Origin of the sequence: Streptomyces sp. NPDC093801 (genome assembly GCF_040701585.1) — a bacterium.
Lineage (GTDB): Bacteria > Actinomycetota > Actinomycetes > Streptomycetales > Streptomycetaceae > Streptomyces.
The window spans coordinates 87,288-106,180 of sequence record NZ_JBFBDP010000016.1 but is presented as its reverse complement, the minus strand read 5'-3'; the positions used below and the strand labels follow the sequence as shown (position 1 = coordinate 106,180).

13 protein-coding genes are annotated in these 18,893 nt (G+C 74.8%); 4 read left to right on the top strand and 9 right to left on the bottom strand.

Annotated elements, in window-relative coordinates:
• The first annotated feature begins 20 nt into the window (after positions 1-20).
• Entirely contained in the window at positions 21-1,718 is a 1,698-nt protein-coding gene (locus tag AB0469_RS20085; RefSeq protein ID WP_366452748.1) for a carbohydrate-binding module family 20 domain-containing protein, read from the top strand.
• 81 nt (positions 1,719-1,799) lie between these two features.
• Positions 1,800-7,211 (top strand): pullulanase-type alpha-1,6-glucosidase, encoded by a 5,412-nt coding sequence (gene pulA / locus AB0469_RS20080; RefSeq protein WP_366452747.1) that lies wholly within the window; start codon positions 1,800-1,802, stop codon positions 7,209-7,211.
• A gap of 67 nt (positions 7,212-7,278) precedes the next feature.
• On the opposite strand, the gene AB0469_RS20075 is transcribed toward pulA, so the two are convergent.
• From AB0469_RS20075 to AB0469_RS20040, 8 genes are all read right to left on the bottom strand, one after another.
• Entirely contained in the window at positions 7,279-7,872 is a 594-nt protein-coding gene (locus tag AB0469_RS20075; protein WP_366452746.1) for a polysaccharide deacetylase, read from the bottom strand.
• 161 nt (positions 7,873-8,033) lie between these two features.
• Positions 8,034-8,558, bottom strand: a complete 525-nt coding sequence (locus AB0469_RS20070; RefSeq protein ID WP_042817530.1) for a GNAT family N-acetyltransferase — start codon at positions 8,556-8,558, stop codon at positions 8,034-8,036.
• A 63-nt stretch (positions 8,559-8,621) separates the two neighbouring features.
• Positions 8,622-9,329 carry a TetR/AcrR family transcriptional regulator gene (locus AB0469_RS20065; RefSeq protein ID WP_366452745.1) on the bottom strand — a complete coding sequence of 236 codons (708 nt, stop codon included), beginning with the start codon at positions 9,327-9,329 and terminating at the stop codon, positions 8,622-8,624.
• Between the two features lie 64 nt (positions 9,330-9,393).
• Positions 9,394-10,437 (bottom strand): PDR/VanB family oxidoreductase, encoded by a 1,044-nt coding sequence (locus AB0469_RS20060; protein ID WP_366452744.1) that lies wholly within the window; start codon positions 10,435-10,437, stop codon positions 9,394-9,396.
• Positions 10,434-11,330, bottom strand: a complete 897-nt coding sequence (locus tag AB0469_RS20055) for a metal-dependent hydrolase (protein WP_366452743.1) — start codon at positions 11,328-11,330, stop codon at positions 10,434-10,436. Before AB0469_RS20055 ends, AB0469_RS20060 begins: the two co-directional genes overlap by 4 nt.
• A gap of 108 nt (positions 11,331-11,438) precedes the next feature.
• Entirely contained in the window at positions 11,439-13,361 is a 1,923-nt protein-coding gene (locus AB0469_RS20050) for a hypothetical protein (RefSeq protein ID WP_366452742.1), read from the bottom strand.
• Positions 13,362-13,522: 161 nt separating this feature from the next.
• Positions 13,523-14,317, bottom strand: coding sequence for a tyrosine-protein phosphatase (locus AB0469_RS20045; RefSeq protein WP_366452741.1), 795 nt, complete (start codon positions 14,315-14,317; stop codon positions 13,523-13,525).
• 132 nt (positions 14,318-14,449) lie between these two features.
• Complete coding sequence (locus AB0469_RS20040) at positions 14,450-15,073, bottom strand: rhomboid-like protein (protein WP_366452740.1); 624 nt, start codon at positions 15,071-15,073, stop codon at positions 14,450-14,452.
• A gap of 65 nt (positions 15,074-15,138) precedes the next feature.
• Here AB0469_RS20040 and AB0469_RS20035 point away from each other — a divergent pair, with 65 nt between their 5' ends.
• Both AB0469_RS20035 and AB0469_RS20030 read left to right on the top strand, forming a co-directional pair.
• On the top strand, positions 15,139-16,425 hold the full coding sequence (locus AB0469_RS20035; RefSeq protein ID WP_366452739.1) for a hypothetical protein: 1,287 nt from the start codon (positions 15,139-15,141) through the stop codon (positions 16,423-16,425).
• 75 nt (positions 16,426-16,500) lie between these two features.
• Positions 16,501-17,961 carry a PepSY domain-containing protein gene (locus AB0469_RS20030; protein ID WP_366452738.1) on the top strand — a complete coding sequence of 487 codons (1,461 nt, stop codon included), beginning with the start codon at positions 16,501-16,503 and terminating at the stop codon, positions 17,959-17,961.
• A gap of 54 nt (positions 17,962-18,015) precedes the next feature.
• Here AB0469_RS20030 and AB0469_RS20025 read toward each other — a convergent pair whose 3' ends face one another.
• Entirely contained in the window at positions 18,016-18,618 is a 603-nt protein-coding gene (locus AB0469_RS20025) for a winged helix-turn-helix domain-containing protein (protein ID WP_366452737.1), read from the bottom strand.
• Between the last annotated feature and the right edge of the window lie 275 nt (positions 18,619-18,893).

Genomic DNA, 18,893 nt, shown 5'->3' with positions numbered 1-18,893 from the left:
CCCGCCAGGAGGCCCCCCACATGGCTCGATCCGTATCCGCGCGCGCCGGAAGAGCCGCCCTGGCGGCCGGCGTCGCGTTCGCCGCCACCCTCACCGCCCAGGCCGCGCCCGCCTCCGCCGCCCCGCCCGGCGAGAAGGACGTCACCGCCGTGCTGTTCGAGTGGCGGTTCGACTCCGTCGCCAAGGCCTGCACCGACTCCCTCGGTCCCGCCGGGTACGGGTACGTCCAGGTCTCGCCGCCGCAGGAGCACGTCCAGGGGCCCCAGTGGTGGACCTCGTACCAGCCCGTCAGCTACAAGATCGCCGGGCGGCTCGGGGACCGGGCCGCCTTCAAGCGGATGGTCGACACCTGCCACACCGCCGGGGTCAAGGTCGTCGCCGACTCCGTCATCAACCACATGGCCGCCGGGGACGGGGTCGGGACCGGCGGGTCCCCGTACACGAAGTACGACTACCCGGGCATCTATTCGGGCGCCGACATGGACGACTGCCGGGCGACCGTGTCCAACTACCAGAACCGCGCCGACGTCCAGAACTGCGAGCTCGTCCAGCTCGCCGACCTCGACACCGGCGAGGAGTACGTGCGGGGGCGGATCGCCGGCTACCTCAATGACCTCCTCGCCCTCGGCGTCGACGGCTTCCGGATCGACGCCGCCAAGCACATGCCCGCCGCCGACCTGGCCGACATCAAGTCCCGCCTCACCAACCCCTCCGCCTACTGGAAGCAGGAGGCGATCTACGGGGCCGGCGAGGCCGTGCAGCCCTCCGAGTACCTCGGCAACGGCGACGTGCAGGAGTTCCGGTACGCCCGGGACCTGAAGCGGGTGTTCCAGGGAGAGAAGCTCGCCTACCTCAAGAACTTCGGCGAGGGGTGGGGGTACATGCCCTCCGGGCAGTCGGGCGTCTTCGTCGACAACCACGACACCGAGCGCGTCGGCGACACCCTCACCTACAAGGACGGTGCGAACTACACCCTCGCCGGAGTCTTCATGCTGGCCTGGCCCTACGGCTCCCCGGACGTGCACTCCGGCTACGAGTGGACCGACAAGGACGCCGGCCCGCCCAACGGCGGCACGGTCAACGCCTGTTACACCGACGGGTGGAAGTGCCAGCACGCCTGGCCGGAGATCTCCTCCATGGTCGCCTTCCGCAACACCGCCCGCGGCCAGGGCGTCACGAACTGGTGGGACAACGGCGGCAACCAGATCGCCTTCGGACGCGGGACCAAGGCCTACGTGGCCCTCAACCACGAGGGCTCGCCGCTGACCCGCACCTTCCAGACCTCCCTGCCCGCCGGGACCTACTGCGACGTCCAGAGCGGCCGCGCCGTGAGCGTCGACTCCGGCGGCCGGTTCACCGCCACGCTCGCGCCCCAGACCGCCCTCGCCCTGCACACCGGCGCCCGCACCTGCACACCGTCCGCCACGACCGGCGCCTCCTTCGCCGTCAACGCCACCACGGTCCCCGGCCAGGACGTCTACGTCACCGGCGACCGCCCCGAGCTCGGCAACTGGAACACGGGCGCCGCCCTCAAGCTCGACCCGGCCTCCTACCCGGTCTGGAAGCTCGACGCCTCCCTCCCCGCCGGGACCGCCTTCTCCTACAAGTACGTCCGCAAGGACGGCTCCGGGAACGTCACCTGGGAGAGCGGCGCCAACCGCTCCGCCACCGTCCCGGCCAACGGCAGGGTCACCCTGACCGACACCTGGCGCAACTGACCCGCGCCCCCCGACCAGGGCCGCCCGGCACCCCTGACCCTGCCACGCCGGGCGGCCCTCACCTCCCCGAGGAGAGACCCCTTGACACGCCCCGCAGCGGGACTCGCCGCCGCCGCACTGGCCGCGGCGCTCCTGCCGGCCCTGCCCGCGGCCGCGGCCGCGCCACCGGCCCCGCCCTCCGACGCGAAGCTCGCCGCCGTGCCCGCCCGGCACGACCTGACCCGCGAGCAGTTCTACTTCGTGCTCCCGGACCGCTTCGCGAACGGCGACCCGCGCAACGACACCGGCGGACTCACCGGCACCCGGCTGCAGACCGGCCTGGACCCGACGGACAAGGGCTTCTACCAGGGCGGTGACCTCAAGGGCATCACCGACCGGCTCGACTACATCAAGGGGCTCGGCACCACCGCCATCTGGCTGGCACCGATCTTCAAGAACCAGCCCGTGCAGGGGGAGGGGGCGAACGCCTCCGCCGGCTACCACGGCTACTGGATCACCGACTTCACCCAGGTCGACCCCCACTTCGGCACCAACGCCGACCTGGCCCGCCTCATCGACAAGGCCCACGGCAAGGGGATGAAGGTCTTCTTCGACGTCATCACCAACCACACCGCCGACGTCGTCGACTACAAGGAGGGGTCCCGCGACTACCTCTCCAAGGGCGCCTTCCCCTACCTCACCAAGGACGGCGTCCCCTTCGACGACGGGGACTACGCCGACGGGAAGCAGAAGTTCCCCGCCGTCGACGCCGCCCGCACCTTCCCCCGCACCCCCTTCGTCCCCGCCGCGAAGAAGGACCTCAAAGCCCCGGCCTGGCTCAACGACCCCTCGATGTACCACAACCGGGGCGACTCCACCTTCGCCGGGGAGTCGGCGGAGCAGGGCGACTTCGCCGGGCTCGACGACCTCTGGACCGAGCGCCCCGAGGTCGTCAGCGGCATGGAGAAGATCTACGAGAAGTGGGTCCGGGACTTCGGCGTCGACGGCTTCCGGATCGACACCGTCAAGCACGTGAACATGGACTTCTGGACCCAGTGGGCCACCGCCCTCGACCAGTACGCGGCCCGGCACGGCCGCAAGGACTTCTTCATGTTCGGCGAGGTCTACTCCGCCGACACCGCCGTCACCTCCCCGTACGTGACCCGCGGCCGGCTCGACGCCACCCTCGACTTCCCGCTCCAGGACGCGATCCGCGCGTACGCCTCCCAGGGCGCGCCCGCCGGCCGCCTCGCCGCCGTCCTGGGCGACGACTACCGCTACACCACCGACAAGGCCAACGCCTACGAGCAGGTGACCTTCCTCGGCAACCACGACATGGGCCGCTTCGGCTCCTTCCTGAAGCAGGACCGCCCCGGCGCGGGCGAGCCCGAGCTGCTGGACCGCTACCGGCTCGCCAACGAGCTGATGTTCCTCTCCCGCGGCAACCCCGTCGTGTACTCCGGCGACGAGCAGGGCTTCACCGGCTCCGGCGGCGACAAGGACGCCCGCCAGCCCCTCTTCGCGACCCGCATCGCCGACTACCTCGACGACGACGAACTGGGCACCCCCCGCACCGCGGCGAGCGACGCCTACGACACGCAGCACCCCCTCTACCGGCAGATCAGCGCCCTCTCGAAGCTGGTGAAGGACCACCCGGCCCTGCGCGACGGCATCCAGAGCGAGCGCCTCTCCGACGGCGGCGTCTACGCCTTCGCCCGCACCGACCCCAAGGCCCGCACCGAATACCTGGTCGCCGCCAACAACGGCACCGAGCCGAAGACCGTGCGGATCGACGCCCCCGCCGGCGCCCGGTACCGCACCCTCCACGGCGGCCCCGCCACCACCGGCGCCACCGCCGACCCGGGCGCCGTGTACGCCACGGGCCTGACCACCGCCTCCCCGGACGGCAAGCTCACCGTCACCGTCCCCGCCCTCGCCACCCTCGTCCTCCAGGGCACCGCCCCCCTCCCCGCCCCCACCACCGGACCCGCCCTCACCCTGCGGCCCCCGGCCCCCGGCGCCACCGGCACCGTCGAGCTCTCCGCCGACGTCCCCGCAGGCGGCCCCGGCGCGCTGACCCGGGTCGTCTTCGCCGCACAAACCGGCACCGGCCCCTGGAAGGTCCTCGGCTCCGCCGACCACGCCCCCTACAAGGTCACCCAGACCGTCGACGCCACCACCCCGGCCGGCACCGCCCTGCGCTACAAGGCCGTGGCCGTCGACTCCACGGGCCGCACCGCCTCCGCCCTGGCCGGGACCACCGCCGGGCAGACCCCGCCGCCCACGCCCCCCACCGCCACCCAGCGGGACTACGCCGTCGTCCACTACAACCGCCCCGACGGCGACTACGCCGACTGGCGCCTCTACGCCTGGGGCGACCTCGCCGACGGAGAGGCCACCCCCTGGCCGCAGGGGCACCCCTTCACCGGCCGCGACGCCTACGGCGCCTTCGCCCACGTCCGCCTGAAGCCCGGCGCCACCACCCTCGGCTACCTCGTCATCGACAAGGACGGCACGAAGGACGTCCCCGCCGACCGCACCCTCGACCTCACCCGCACCGGCGAGGTCTGGCTGGAGCAGGGCAAGGAGCCCGCCCGCACCGACCGGCCCGCCTACCCGCCGCAGGACCAGGCCAAGGCCGTCCTCCACTACCAGCGCCCCGACGGCGCCTACGACGGCTGGGGCCTGCACGTGTGGACCGGTGCCGCCGCCCCCACCGACTGGTCCAAGCCCCTGCTCCCCGCCCGCACCGACTCCTACGGCGCCGTCTACGAGGTCCCCCTCGCCCCCGGCGCGAGCAGCCTGAGCTACATCCTCCACAAGGGCGACGAGAAGGACCTCCCCGCCGACCAGTCCCTCGACCTCAAGGCGACCGGCCACGAGGTGTGGATGCTCGGCGGCCGCGAGAAGTACCTCCTCCCGCAGCCCGCCGGATCCGGCGCCGCCCTCGACCTCACCAAGGCCCAGGCCGTCTGGATCGACCGCGACACCCTCGCCTGGAACGCCCCGGCGGCCGCCGCCTCCGTCCAGCTCCTCGCCTCCCGCGACGGCAGGATCACCGCCGAAGCCGGCGTCCTGCACGAAGCCGGCGCCCCGTGGCTGCGGCTGACCCGCTCCGAACTCGCCGCCGCCCAGAAGCAGAAGTTCCCGCACCTGGCCTCGTACACGGCCTTCACCGTCGACCCCCGCGACCGCGACCGGGTCCGCGAAGGCCTGCGCGGCCAGCTCGTCGCGAGCGCCCGCGCGGCCAACGGGGCCGTCCTCGCCGCCACCGGAGTCCAGCTCGCCGGCGTCCTGGACGACCTCTACGCCGACCGGGCGAAGAGCACCCCCCTCGGCCCCGTCTTCAAGGACGGCCGCCCCACCCTCTCCGTCTGGGCCCCCACCGCCCGCCAGGTCGAGCTCGAACTCGACGGCCGCACCGTGCCCATGCACCGCGACGACGCCACCGGCGTCTGGTCGGTGCGCGGAGAACGCTCCTGGACCGGCAAGCCCTACCGCTACGCCGTCACCGTCTGGGCGCCCAGCACCCGCCGGATCGTCCGCAACCTGGTCACCGACCCCTACTCCACCGCCCTGACCACCGACTCCGCGTACAGCCTGGCCGTCGACCTGGCCGACCCGAAACTCGCCCCGCCCGGCTGGCGCGACCTGCGCAAGCCCGCCCCCGTCCCCTTCAACAGCGCCCAGATCCAGGAGCTGCACATCCGCGACTTCTCCATCGCGGACGCCACCAGCAGGCACCCCGGCCAGTACCTCGCCTTCACCGACACCGACTCCGCCGGCATGCGCCACCTGCGCGAGCTGGCCGCCGCCGGCACCTCGTACGTCCACCTGCTCCCGGCCTTCGACTTCGGGACCGTCCCGGAGGACCCGAAGGACCGCACCGCACCCGCCTGCGACCTGAAGGCCCACGCCCCCGACTCCGAGGCCCAGCAGGCCTGCGTGGCGGCGGCCGCCGCCAAGGACGGCTTCAACTGGGGCTACGACCCGCTGCACTACACCGTCCCCGAGGGCTCCTACGCCAGCGACCCGAACGGAACCGCCCGCACCGTCGAGTTCCGCAGAATGGTCCAGGCCCTGGGCGGAGCGGGCCTGCGCACCGTGATGGACGTGGTCTACAACCACACCGTCGCCTCCGGGCAGGCCGAGGGGTCCGTCCTGGACCGCATCGTCCCCGGCTACTACCAGCGCCTCCTCGCCGACGGCAGCGTCGCCACCTCCACCTGCTGCTCCAACACCGCCCCCGAGAACGCGATGATGGGCCGCCTCGTCGTGGACTCCGTCGTCACCTGGGCCAAGCAGTACAAGGTCGACGGCTTCCGCTTCGACCTCATGGGCCACCACCCGAAGGACAACGTCCTCGCCGTCCGCAAGGCCCTCGACGAGCTGACCCCCGCCAAGGACGGGGTCGACGGGAAGAAGATCGTCCTCTACGGGGAGGGCTGGAACTTCGGAGAGGTCGCCGACGACGCCCGCTTCGTCCAGGCCACGCAGAAGAACATGGCCGGCACCGGCATCGCCACCTTCTCCGACCGCGCCCGCGACGCCGTGCGCGGCGGCGGCCCCTTCGACGAGGACCCGCGCGTCCAGGGCTTCGCCACCGGCCTGTTCACCGACCCCAACGGCTCCCCGGCCAACGGCACCCCGGCCGAGCAGCGCGCCCGCCTGCTGCACGACCAGGACCTGCTCAAGGTCGGCCTGACCGGCAACCTGGCCCCGTACACCTTCACCGACTCCACCGGCCGCCGCACCAAGGGCTCCGAGCTCGACTACAACGGCGCCCCCGCCGGCTACGCGGCCGCCCCCGGCGACGCCCTCGCCTACGCGGACGCCCACGACAACGAGTCCCTGTACGACGCCCTGGCCTACAAGCTCCCCGCCGGCACCCCCACCGCCGACCGGGCCCGCATGCAGGTCCTCGCCATGGCCACGGCCGCCCTCTCCCAGGGCCCCGCCCTCTCCCAGGCGGGCAGCGACCTGCTCCGCTCGAAGTCCCTCGACCGCAACTCCTTCGACAGCGGCGACTGGTTCAACGCCCTGCACTGGGACTGCCGGGACGGCAACGGCTTCGGCCGCGGCCTGCCCCCGGCCGCCGACAACCGCGCCAAGTGGCCCTACGCCAAGCCCCTGCTGAACGGCCCGGTCCCCGGCTGCGCGGAGATCGACGGCGCCTCGGCCGCCTACCGCGACCTGCTGCGGATCCGTACGACCGAACCCGCCTTCGCCCTCACCACCGCCCAGGCGGTCCAGGAACGCCTGTCCTTCCCGCTCTCGGGCCGGGACGAGACACCCGGCGTCATCACCATGGCCCTCGGCGACCTGGTGGTGGTCTTCAACGCCACCCCCACCGCCCAGGCCCAGCGCGTCCCCGCCCTCGCCGGCACCGGCTACGCCCTGCACCCGGTCCAGGCGGGCGGCTCGGACCCGGCGGTCAAGGCGTCGGCCTACGACCGGGCGACGGGGGAGTTCACCACCCCGGCGCGCACGGTCGCGGTGTTCAAGCGGTCCTGACGCGGCCGCCCGCAGACGGGGTGGTGCCGGCCGCGGTCCGGCACCACCCCGTCACGTCACGTCCGGATCAGACCCAGACGCGGACGGCTTCCATCCGCCGGGACTGCCCGGTCGTGCCCACGTACACCGGGTTCCCGTTCAGCGCGTTCAGCCAGCCGAGGTCGGCCACGTGCGCCTGCGCCGCCACGCTGCCGTTGCCGACCTGGAGGCCCAGCGCCTCCATCCGCCGGGACTGGCCGGTGGTGCCGACCGTCACCGCCGTGCCGTCGCCCGCACACCGCCAGCCCTGCCAGCCGATGTCGGCCAGGTGGGCGTTGGCGCAGATCCCGCCCGTCCCGCTGGTCGCGACGGTCAGGGCCTCCATCCGGCGGGACTGCCCGGTGGTGCCGGCCACGGCGCCGTCGCACACCGCCGACTGCCAGCCGATGTCCTGCACGTGGGCGGCGTAGCAGACCACCCGCGCGGCGGGTGCGAGCGCGTGCTGTCGGGCGGCCGCCGCCCGGACGTCCGCGACCACCGAGGCCGGAGCCTCGGCCACCGCACCGCCCCCGGCCGGCGCCGACGGCCGCGCCTGGGCCCCGGCCGTGCCGGTGGCCCCCAGAACGCCCGCCAGCGCCAGCCCCAAGACGACGCTCGCGGACCTGCTCATGGAAATCCTCATGGTGTTCCCCTCCTGGTACCGACTGGTCGCGACCATCAGTACCGGCGGGCCGGGAAGCCGGGCAACCGGTCCCCGTGCGGACGGCCGAGAGCCGCCCCGGCATGGCGTGCGCGGCGGGCTTGCGGCCCGCGGCCGTGCCGTGCCGCCCCCTGCCGACCGCCTCAGACGTCCAGGCGCCGCTCCAGCAGGATCACGCCGTACACCCGGCCGTCCTGGCCCTGCTTCGACGGGAACTCCCCCACCACCCGGTAGCCCGCGCCCTGGTAGTACGCCAGCAGCCGCGGGTTCGTGGACACGCAGTCCAGCCGCGCCCGCTCCCGCCCGGTCCGGGCGATCCGCCGCTCGGCGTGTTCGAGGATCCGCAGCCCCGCGCCCGGAGCGGCCGTCTCACGGTCCACCATCAGCCGGTGCACATAGCCCGCGACCGGCGGCTGGACCCCCCAGGCCTCCTCGTCGGACCACCACAGTTCGTACGCCCCGACCACCTGTCCGTCGGGGTCCGCGGCGAGCCACACCTCCCCGTCGCGCATCTTCGCGCGGAAGTGCGCGGCGTCCTTCTCGCCCGGCTTCCACTGGTCGATGCCCTGCTTGCGCATCCACCGGGCGGCCTGGTCGTACAGCTTCACCAGGATTCCGGCGTCCTTCTCCTCGGCCGCCCGGAACACGATCCCGTCGTCAATGATCACGCGGGCATTATCGCCAGCCGCGCGGCCCGGTCCCACCCGCCCCCGGAAGCCCGCGGGGAACGCTCACCCGTCCTCGCGCGGCCCCGGCACCAGGGCCGCCAGCCTCCCGACCAGCTCACCGAACGGCCCGTCGGCCGGCTCGCCCGCCAGGATCCGTACGAGGATCCCCGCCATCTCCGCGTCGTACGCCGCGCTCACGGCGGCCAGCGCCGCGAAGTCGTGCACCAGCTGGAGCTCCAGTTCGGCCCGCGGGATCCGCCGCCCGTCCAGCCACAGCAGCGCCGTCGACTCGGCCAGCGACACCCAGGACCGCACCACGAGCTCCAGGCGGGCCGGGGGGTGCTGGACGCCGATGTGCAGCAGGATCTGCTCGTACGCCGCCTGCCGCACCTCGTCGATCATCGCGTTGGCCCGGCTGCTGCCCGCGGGCGGACCGCCGCGCAGCAACGCCGAGAATCCGGGCCCGTGTTCGTCGACGAACGCGAAGTAGCGGCCCATCACCCGCAGCAGCCGGGCCCCGAGCGGACCGTCCTGCGGCTCGACGAACCGCTCGGCCAGCTCGTCGGCGGCCCGCCGCAGCGCGGCCTCGTACAGGCTCAGCTTGCCGGGGAAGTAGTGGTAGACCAGCGGCCGGGATATCCCGGCCGCCGCCGCGATCTCGTCGATCGACACGTCGTCGGGGGAGCGGTGGCTGAACAGCTCCAGGGCAACCCCGATCAGCTGCTGCCGCCGCTCCTCGACACCCATCCTGCGCCGCACCCCGGTCGTCATGCCGACACCCTACTTCGACGGCCCGTCCGGGCCGAACGGAGCGACGGGGCGGGGCGGTCGGCGGCTACAGGTCCAGCGTGATCCGGTCCGAGGCGGCGCGGGAGACGCACAGCAGCATCGACTCCGCGCGCTCCTCGTCCGTCAGGAGGTCGTCGCGGTGGTCGACCGCGCCCGCCAGGACCCGGTGCCGGCAGGTCCCGCAGAAGCCCTGCTCGCAGGAGTAGGGGGTGTCGGGCAGGACCCGGCGCACCGCGCTCAGGGCCGACTCGCCGGCCGCGACCTCCACCACGCGGCCCGAGCGCGCGAGTTCGGCGGTGAAGGCCCGCGCGGGGCCGGTGACCGCCGCGCCGAACCGCTCCAGGTGCACCGCCGACGGGTCGGGGGCCGCCTCCCGCACCGCCCGCATCAGCGGGTCCGGCCCGCAGCAGTAGACCAGGGTCCCCGGCCGGAGCCCGGCCAGCGGGGCCAGGTCGGGCAGGCCCGCCTCGTCCTGCGCGACGACCGTCACCCGGTCCCCGTAGACGGCGAGTTCGGGAAGGAACGGCATCGAGGCGCGCGAACGGCCCCCGTACAGGAGGGTCCAGTCGGCGCCCGCCGCCGTCGCGGCGCGGAGCATGGGCAGGACCGGGGTGATCCCGATGCCGCCGGCGACGAAGGCGTAGGCGGGGGCGGGCAGCAGCGGGAACCTGTTGCGCGGCGCCCGCACGTCCGGTTCGGCGCCCTCCACCAGCTGGGCGTGCGCCTCGCGGGAGCCCCCGCGCCCGTCCTCGACCAGCCGGACCGCGATCGTGTAGCGGCCGGAGTCGGCCGGGTCCCCGCACAACGAGTACTGGCGCACCAGCCCCGACGGCAGCCGTACGTCGACGTGGGCGCCCGGGGTCCAGGCGGGCAGCTCGTCGGATTCCAGCACCAGCCGGAGCACCCCCTCGGCCGGCTCCGTGCGCGAGACGATCCGGGTGCGCAGCCAGCGGCGCGGGGAGTGGCCCGAGACCGGGTCCTCCAGGGCGGGGAGCGGCCACAGGGGGGAGCGGCCGATGCGCCTGCGCAGCGCCCGCCGGGTCAGCACGGCGGCTCCCGCCACCGCCGTCACGGCCAGGGCCCGCCTCACGGCCGCACCCCGCCGTTGGCGCCGGGGGAGGAGGCCAGGTAGGCCACCGCCTGGGCGGTGGAACCCTCCTGGGAGGGGTGGTAGGTGCGCGAGAGGTAGGTGGGGATCGACCGGGCCATCGCCCCCGTCGAGGGGAGGACCCCCTTGCGGCCCGCCCGGACGAACTGGCCGAGGGAGGCCTTGGCGCCGGGCCGCAGGGGGTCGTTCTCCATGAAGAAGCGGGCGCCGCGCTGCCAGAGGAAGACCAGGGCGGTGAAGGCGGTGGCCCAGGTCCGGGCCCGGCGGCGGTAGCTGCCGTCCACGTGCATGAAGAGGTCGAAGGCCACGGAGCGGTGCTCGACCTCCTCGGCTCCGTGCCAGCGCAGCAGGTCCAGCATCATCGGGTCGGCGCCGCGCCGGTCCAGTTCCCGCGCGTTGAGCACCCAGTCGCCGAGGAAGGCCGTGTAGTGCTCGATCGCCGCGATCATCGCGACGCGCTCCATCAGCCACCACTTCCGGGCCCGGCCGGGCGGCAGGGTGCGGTCGCCGAGGAGCTTCTCGAAGAGCCAGTCGACCTGCGCCGTGTAGGGGGTCGGGTCCAGGCCGAGGCGCTTGAGGTGGGGGAGCACGTCGTCGTGGGCGGCGGCGTGCATGGCCTCCTGCCCGATGAACCCGAGGACGTCCGCCCGCAGCCGCTCGTCCGTGATGTGCGGGAGCACCTGCTTGTAGACGTGCACGAACCAGTGCTCGCCGGCGGGCAGCAGCAGGTGCAGCACGTTGATGGTGTGCCCGGCGAAGGGCTCGCCGGGCAGCCAGTGCAGCGGGGTGCCGTCCCAGGAGAAGGAGACGTTCCGCGCATGGAGGTCCATGTGTTCCGACGCCACGGGGGCGGGCACGAGCGGCGTATTAGACATGGCGTCAATGTACTGAGGGGTACGGTCGAGGAAAACCCCTCGGCACCACCGAATCGGCGCTCCCTCGGCGGCGCACGCGCCTCCCCCCAGCCCTGCGGGCCCGTGGAACTAGCGGAGCGCCCCGGCCCTGCTCCCGTCCGTCAGCTTCCCCGACAGGTCCACCTGGGCGCCCTCCGGCGCCTTCACGGCCAGCCGGTTGCCGTTCGCGCTGCCGTTCACCCCGCCGCCCGTCGCCGTCACGGAGGCGAACTGCGCGCTGCCCGCCGCCAGGACGTACCACTGCCCCGCCCGGGACTTCCACAGCACCCCGGCCAGCACCCGCGGCTCCCGGGCCCCGCACGCCGGGGAGCCCTCCGCCTTGGCCGCCTGCGCCGCCAGCGCGGCCCCGGGAGCGAGGAACTGGACCTGCACCCGGTCCGCCGTCCCCCGCCAGGTCTCCGCCCGGCTGCACAGCCAGGTCGCCGCCCCGTCGCCCTCCGGCAGCGGCTGCTTCGCGTACGTCCACGCGTTGACGGAACGCACCCCGTGCGAGCGCACCGACGGCAGCAGGCACGCGGTCTTCGACCACTCGCCGAGCTCCGCCGCCTCCGTCACGTCCCGCGCGGCACCCGGTGCGCCCGAGGTCAGCCGGGCCGGGGTCAGCTCGCCCAGGTCGGTGACCAGCCGGGTGGCCCCGTCGCCGGTCAGGGCCAGCGCGTTCCAGCCGGTGCACTCGCCGTTCGCCGCGGGACCCAGGACCGGCGGGGTGAGCCCGTCCGGGCCGAGCTTCAGCGCGGACGGCCCGTCACCGGGCTTCAGCAGGTCGCGCACGGCGGCCGCGGTCACCCAGGGGGCCGTCAGATAGCGGACGTTGCCGTCGACCCGGCTGAGCACCAGCGCGGTCGCGGTGTCCGCCGTCGCCCCGTCGGTCCGCGCGAAGTCCAGGGCCGCGCCGGCCGTCCCGTTGCGCGGCTCGGCGTACCGCACCACGCGCAGCCCGTCGTACAGGAGCACCACCACCGCCTGGTCGACGGTGCCCGCGAACAGCAGCTGGGGCGGACCCATCGGCGGCCCCGACGGGGTGCCGGGGGTGGCCGAGACCACCACCGACGCGCCGGGGCGGGCCCACACGGCCAGCGCCCGCCGCAGCAGCGCGGTGTCCCCGGCCCGGTCGCCGCGCGCCGGCCACGCGGAGTAGTCCGTACGGGAGGACGTGCGCCACACCGTCGGTGCGACCCGCACCAGCTGGCCGGGGTCCAGGGCCTGCTCCGCCACCGCGTTGCGCGCGTACGGCGGGGCGGCGGGCCCGTCCGCGCCCCAGCCGCCGCCCGGGATCGCCAGCAGCGCCCCGCACACCGCGAGGGCGGCCGCCCCGGCCACGGCCGCCCGCGCGAGGCGCCGGCGGCGCAGCAGGTCGGTGGGCCGGGCCTGGAGCACGCACGGGTCGAACTCGGGGGAGGCGAACAGGGCGTCGTGCGCCGGGTCCCCGGACTCCGCTACCGCCGCCGCCGGGTCGGCCACCCCGGCCTCGGCGAGCACCCGCAGCACGTCCGGCTCCGCCAGCCCCTCCAGCGCCCGCAGGACGCACGCCGCCCGGCCGGGGCCGTTCAGCGTGGCCAGCCACTGGTCCAGGGCCAGCTCCTCGGCCCCGCCCGCCCGCGGGAACAGCCGCAGCCCCCACACCTGAGGCAGCAGCGCGGGCAGCTGCCCGCGCAGCGGAAGCGCCCGGAAGGTCAGCGGCACCCCCGCCTCCAGGGCGGAGCGCAGCACGCGCAGCCGCACGTACCCGTATCCGGAATCGGCCCCGCCCAGGCCGTCCCGCTGCGCCGGCACCCCGCCCTGCACCGCCCCGGCGTCGGCGGCCCGCCGCCCGCGCGGCAGGGCGCGCTGGGTCAGCGAGTGGGCGGTGAGCACCCGCCGGTTGCGCCCGAGGGCGGGTGGCAGCACCAGGTAGGCGAGCCGCACCAGCCGCGGGTAGTGCTCGACGATGGCGGCCTCGGCCTGCTCGACGTCGGGGGGCAGGGGGCGGGTGGCGGTATCCGGCGCAGTCACGTTCAGCAGAACGAGCGAATGGTGGGATGGTCACCCGCACCAGCGCACACGTTCGGACGAACCGGGCGCTCCGGGCGTGACGCCGGGCCGGTTCGGCCGGTCGGACCACGGGCCGCTCCGGCCGCTCCGGCCGCTCCGGCCGCTCCGGCCGCTCCGGCCGGTCAGGCGACGAGCCGGGCGCGCAGGGCCGCGACCGTCTCGTCCGGGACGCCCAGGCCCTCGCGGACGTACTTCTCCATCGACCCGTAGCGGACCCGGACCTCGTCCAGGCCGGCCTCCAGGTACGCGGGGAACACCCCGATCAGCGCCAGCGCGATGTCCGGGTCCCCGCCGGCGACGGTGAAGCCCTCGATCATCGGGGCGAAGGCCGCCTTCACCGCCGGGTTCACCGACAGGTACTCGCCCATCAGGGTGTCGTCGTCGGCGCCGAGCAGCGACAGCAGCACCGTCGCACCCCAGCCCGTACGGTCCTTGCCGGCCGTGCAGTGGAACAGCAGCGGGCCCGCCTGTGCGTCGGCGGCCTCGGTCAGCAGCGTGCGGTACGCGGCGTGTGCGGAGCCGGTGGCGACGAAGGACCGGTAGACCGAGCCGAACAGGACCTGTGCCCTGCCCCCGCCCAGGTGCTCCTCGGCCACCGCCGGGTCGGCGAGGAGGTCCTTGAGCTGCGAGGCGGCGGGCATCCGGCCGTCGCTGATCTTGTCCGCCAGGACGTCGCGCACCAGCAGGCGGACGCCGTCCGGTATCAGGTCCGGGTGGTCGGCGCGCTCGGCGTCGCTGCGCAGGTCGATGACGGTGCGCAGGCCCAGCGCGGCCACCGCCGGGTCGGCGTCGAGGTCGAGCCGGTCGAGGGCGCCCGAGCGCAGGACAAGCCCCGGACGGACGGTGCGGCCGCCGGCGAGCGGGGTGCCACCGAGGTCCCGGAGGTTGGCGACGGTGGTCGAGGGCGTGGCGGTCATCGTGGCGGCTCCGGCTCTTTTCTGCGCGCGGGGCGGGAAGGCCCGGCCCGGCGGGGTGAGGTGACTCGTGTCAAGCGGTCGTGCGGGTCGTACGTGGGCGCGACGCGGTGGCGGCCGCTGTCGCACCCATGCTCAGATATGAGCGATTTTCCGATGGTTTGATCCGGAAAGACAATCGACGGCGAACGAGACCCCGATCCCGAGACCCAGCGCCACGAGGTGCCCGGCGTCGGTGAAGGTCCGCTCCCGCCGCAGCACCGGCCGCACCGCGAGCGCCAGCAGCCCGGCCCGGGCCGTCGTGCGCACGGCCCCGCGCGGCAGGGCCGAGGTCAGCGCGCCGAGGACGGCGTTGAACCCGTAGCTCGTGCCGACGTCCAGGGCCCGGCGGGTCTCACGGTCGGCCGTGCGGCGCAGCACCCCGTAGACGAGGAGCGTCGCCGAGGCGTGCCCGAAGAGGAAGACCGCGGCCGTCCACCAGGCCCCGTACGCGTACTCCGCGTAGCCGAGCACCGCGACCAGCAGCAGGGCGTACGGCAGCGGCATCGGCTCCTCGACGACGAGCGCGCTGCTCAGCAGGGTCTCCCAGCGGCCGCCGTCGAGGTTGTCGACGTTGGTCGAGCAGTCGCGCAGCATCCGCTCCCGGTCGGCCGGGGCCAGCCGCCCCAGGGCGTGGGCCCCGAGCTGGACCCCGCCGGTGTAGAGCGCGCCCAGCGGGCCCAGGGGGAGCGAGGACCATGACCGCAGCAGTCGATTCACCCGTCCATGATCGGATACGGCCCTGGAGCGCACGGCGCCGGGCCCCGTGAGAGCATGACCGGGACATGCCTGAATCCCGCCCCCGCGTGCCGATGCGCGCCCCGCGCGCCGCGATGTTCGCGGCGGTCTGCGTGGCGCTGGCCGCCGTGGGGCACGCGCACATGTCGGGCACCGGTATCCCCCCGGGCCTGCTCCTGGGGGCCTTCGCGGTGACCGCCGCCCTCGCCTGGACGGCCGCTGGCCGTCGCCGCGGCCCGCTGGGCATCACGGCGGCGCTGCTGGCGGTACAGGCGGGGCTGCACCTCGCGTTCTCCGCCGGCCAGGGCCACGGCTCCGCCCCGATGGCGGATCACCACCCGGTGCCGGGCGTGCCCATGGGCACCGGTCCGTCGGGGACGCACCCCGCCGTCGGCGGCGGGACGACCCCCGCCTCCGGCGCGGCGGACGGTGCCCGGGCGGCCCGCGCCGCGGGGCCGCACGACCCGGCCGTCATGGCGCACCCCGCCGGCCCGGCCGCCTCCGGCACGGGCCCGCCCCACTCCGGGATGCCCCACGCCTCCGGCATGGCCGACGGCCTGGGTTCCGCGACCGGGATGCCCCCCGCCTCCGGTATGGCCGACGGCCTGGGTTCCGCGACCGGGATGGCCGATGCCTCCGGTATGGCCGACGGTCTGGGTTCCGCGACCGGGATGGCCGACGCCTCCGGCATGGCCGACGGCCTGGGTTCCGCGACCGGGATGGCCGACGCCGGGATGGTCCACGCCTCGGGTATGGCGGACGGCCTGGGTTCCGCGACCGGGATGGCCGACGCCGGGATGGTCCACGCCTCGGGTATGGCGGACGGTCTGGGTTCCGCGGCCGGGACGGCCCACTCCGGCATGGCGCATTCCGGAATGGTCCACGCCTCCGGTGTGGCCGACGGGCTGGGCTCCGTGACCGGCATGGCCGACGGGACCGGCTCGATGTCCGCGATGCCCGACGGCATCGGCGGCGCTCTCGCCGATCTGCTCGGCACGGCCGGGCACGGCGGCCTCGGGATGGTCGCCGCGCACCTGCTCGCCGGCCTGTTCTGCGCCCTCTGGCTCGCCCGGGGCGAGGCCGCCGTGTTCCGGCTGGCCGGGGCCCTCGGGGCCACCGCCCTGCTGGCCGCCCGGCCGCTCGCCCGCGTCCTCGCCCTGCTCCGCACCCGGCCGGTCCCCGTGCCCGGCCCGCCCGCGCAGCGCCCCTCGTACGAGCGGCCGCGCCGCCTGCGCGGAGCCGTGCACGCCCACACGGCCGTCCGCCGCGGCCCGCCCCTCCGGTGGAACACCCGCACCACGGCCCCCCGGCCGCTTCCTGCCCGCGCCGTCTGACCGGCGCACCCTCCTTCGGTGAGGGCGCGGCGGAGCCGGGGGCCGATCCTCCGTTCCACCGAACCCAGGACCGACATGTCCCTTGACGACCTCACGGACGCCCCCGCGCGGGACGCCGACACCGCATCCGCGCCCGAGAACACCGGAGCAGGCCGCCCCGGCGGCTGGGCCGCCCTGCGGCCGCTGCTCCTGCGCCTGCACTTCTACGCCGGGCTGCTCATCGCCCCGGTCCTCTTCCTCGCCGCCGCCACCGGCCTGCTGTACGCCGGATCCTGGCAGGCCGAGCGCATCCTCTACTCCCACGAACTGACCGTCGACCGGGTCGGCGAGGCCGCCGTCCCCCTCAGCACCCAGGTGAAGGCCGCCAAGTCAGCCGAGCCGCAGGGCAAGGTCGTCGGCGTGTGGCCCGCGCCCGAGGCCGACGCCACCACCCGGGTGATCATGGAGGATCCGGGCCTGCCGGAGGGCGAGACCCGCACCGTCTTCGTCGACCCCTACACCGCCGAGGTCCGCGGGCAGCTCACCACCAGCGGTGACGCGCTGCCCCTGCGGGCCTGGCTGAGCGAGTTCCACGCCAGCCTCCAGCTCGGGGAGTTCGGCCGGAACTACAGCGAACTCGCCGCCAGCTGGCTCTGGGTGGTCACCCTGGGCGGCCTCGCCCTGTGGATCGGCCGCCGCCGCACCCGCAGGGCCGCGCTGGTCCTTCCCGACCGCAAGGCCACCGGCCGCCGCAAGACCCTGTCCTGGCACGGCAGCATCGGCCTCTGGGCCGCCGTCGGCCTCGTCGGCCTCTCCGCGACCGGCCTCACCTGGTCGAAGTACGCCGGTGAGAACATCGGGGAGCTCCAGGACCGGCTCGGCGGGGCCACCCCCTCCGTCGCCGCCACGCTGAAGCCGGGCGCCGGAGCCGCCGACGGCGGCGACGAGCACGCCGGGCACGTCATGCCCGACGGCACGGAGATGTCCATGCCGATGCCCGCCGCCGACATGGGCATCGACAAGGCCGTCGCCGCCGCCCGGGCCGCCGGCGTCACCGAGAGCCTGCGCGTCACCCTGCCCGCCAAGGGCAAGGGCTACGTGGTCAAGGAGGCAGACAAGACCCTGCCGGTGCACCTGGACGCGGTCGCCGTCGACCCCGCCGACGGCCGGGTCATGGACGAGCTCCGCTTCGCCGACTACCCGCTGCTCGCGAAGCTGACCCGGTTCGGCATCGACCTGCACATGGGTCTGACCTTCGGGATCGCCAACCAGATCGCGCTGGCCGCGCTCGCCGTCGCGGTGATGTTCCTGATCGTCTGGGGCTACCGGATGTGGTGGATGCGCCGGCCCACCAAGGAGCGCACCCTCTCGGTCGGCCGCGCCCAGCCGCGCGGGGCCTGGCGCAGGCTGCCGGTGACCGTACTGCTGCCGGTCGCCTGCGTGACCGCGCTGGTCGGATGGTTCGTCCCGCTGCTGGGGATCAGCCTGCTGGCCTTCCTCGTGGTGGACGCGGCCCTCGGCCTCGTCGCCCGCAGGCGGGCGGCCCGGGCCGCCTAGCGACGGCGGCGGGCCCGGGCGCACCGCTGTGCGCCCGGGCCCGCCGCCGCCCGGTCACGGCGTGTACTTGTACCCCACGCGGCGGACGGTCTGGATCGCGCCGCGGTGCGCCGCGCCCAGCTTGCGGCGCAGGCGGGCGATGTGGACGTCGACCGTCCGGCCGTCGCCGACGTGGCCGTAGCCCCACACCGTCGTCACCAGCTGGTCCCGGCTGTGCACCCGGTGCGGGTGGGCCACCAGATGGGCGAGCAGCTCGAACTCCAGGTAGGTGAGGTCCATCGGCTCGCCGTCGACCTCCGCCGTGCGCCGCGCGGTGTCGATCCGCACGAGGGCGTCTCCGGTCGTCGTCGAGGACGGGGCCGCAGGCTGGACGGGCGGGACCGGCCCCGGTACGGGAACGGACTGCGGGGCGAAGGCGACCGGCTGCTGGTCGGCCGGTACGAGGACCAGGTAGCCGACCATCGGCGGCCGGCCCGGCAGCGCGGGAACGGCGTGCTGGGGCGCGGGCAGCCAGGTGGCGCCCGGCGGGAGCAGGTCCACCACCCGGGCCACCTCGTCCCGCTCCACGGCCCGCAGCCGGTGGCGCGCGGGCGGGAAGGCCTGGGGAGTGGAGGTCGCAGCGGAGGCGGCGGAAGCGAGGGAGCGGGTGTTCGCCATGAGTGGTCAGCTCTTTCACGCGGAGTGGTCGGCAGAAGACGTACGTGTGCATGGGCACGTGTGCGTGTGCACGTAGTCGTTGCGTACCGCGCAGACCGAAGGCCCCGGGCGGGTCTGGTGAGAGGTCCCGGAAGGCTTTAGAGGGCCGGCGCGTTCTCGGCGCGGCGACACACCCGGTCGAAATCGTGGTCCTGACGGGACGGCCAGAACGGCTCCAGGTCGCTGCGACCTGTCGGGGTGTACGAGTGGCTGGCCATGGGCGCCATTGAAGCAGA

Coding starts and splice junctions, on each gene's coding strand:
- AB0469_RS20030 (WP_366452738.1), top strand. CDS start 16,501: ATGTCCCTTGACGACCTCACGGACGCCCCCGCGCGGGACGCCGACACC.
- AB0469_RS20035 (WP_366452739.1), top strand. CDS start 15,139: ATGCCTGAATCCCGCCCCCGCGTGCCGATGCGCGCCCCGCGCGCCGCG.
- AB0469_RS20065 (WP_366452745.1), bottom strand. CDS start 9,329: ATGACGACCGGGGTGCGGCGCAGGATGGGTGTCGAGGAGCGGCGGCAG.
- AB0469_RS20085 (WP_366452748.1), top strand. CDS start 21: ATGGCTCGATCCGTATCCGCGCGCGCCGGAAGAGCCGCCCTGGCGGCC.
- AB0469_RS20075 (WP_366452746.1), bottom strand. CDS start 7,872: ATGAGGATTTCCATGAGCAGGTCCGCGAGCGTCGTCTTGGGGCTGGCG.
- AB0469_RS20055 (WP_366452743.1), bottom strand. CDS start 11,330: ATGTCTAATACGCCGCTCGTGCCCGCCCCCGTGGCGTCGGAACACATG.
- AB0469_RS20025 (WP_366452737.1), bottom strand. CDS start 18,618: ATGGCGAACACCCGCTCCCTCGCTTCCGCCGCCTCCGCTGCGACCTCC.
- AB0469_RS20045 (WP_366452741.1), bottom strand. CDS start 14,317: ATGACCGCCACGCCCTCGACCACCGTCGCCAACCTCCGGGACCTCGGT.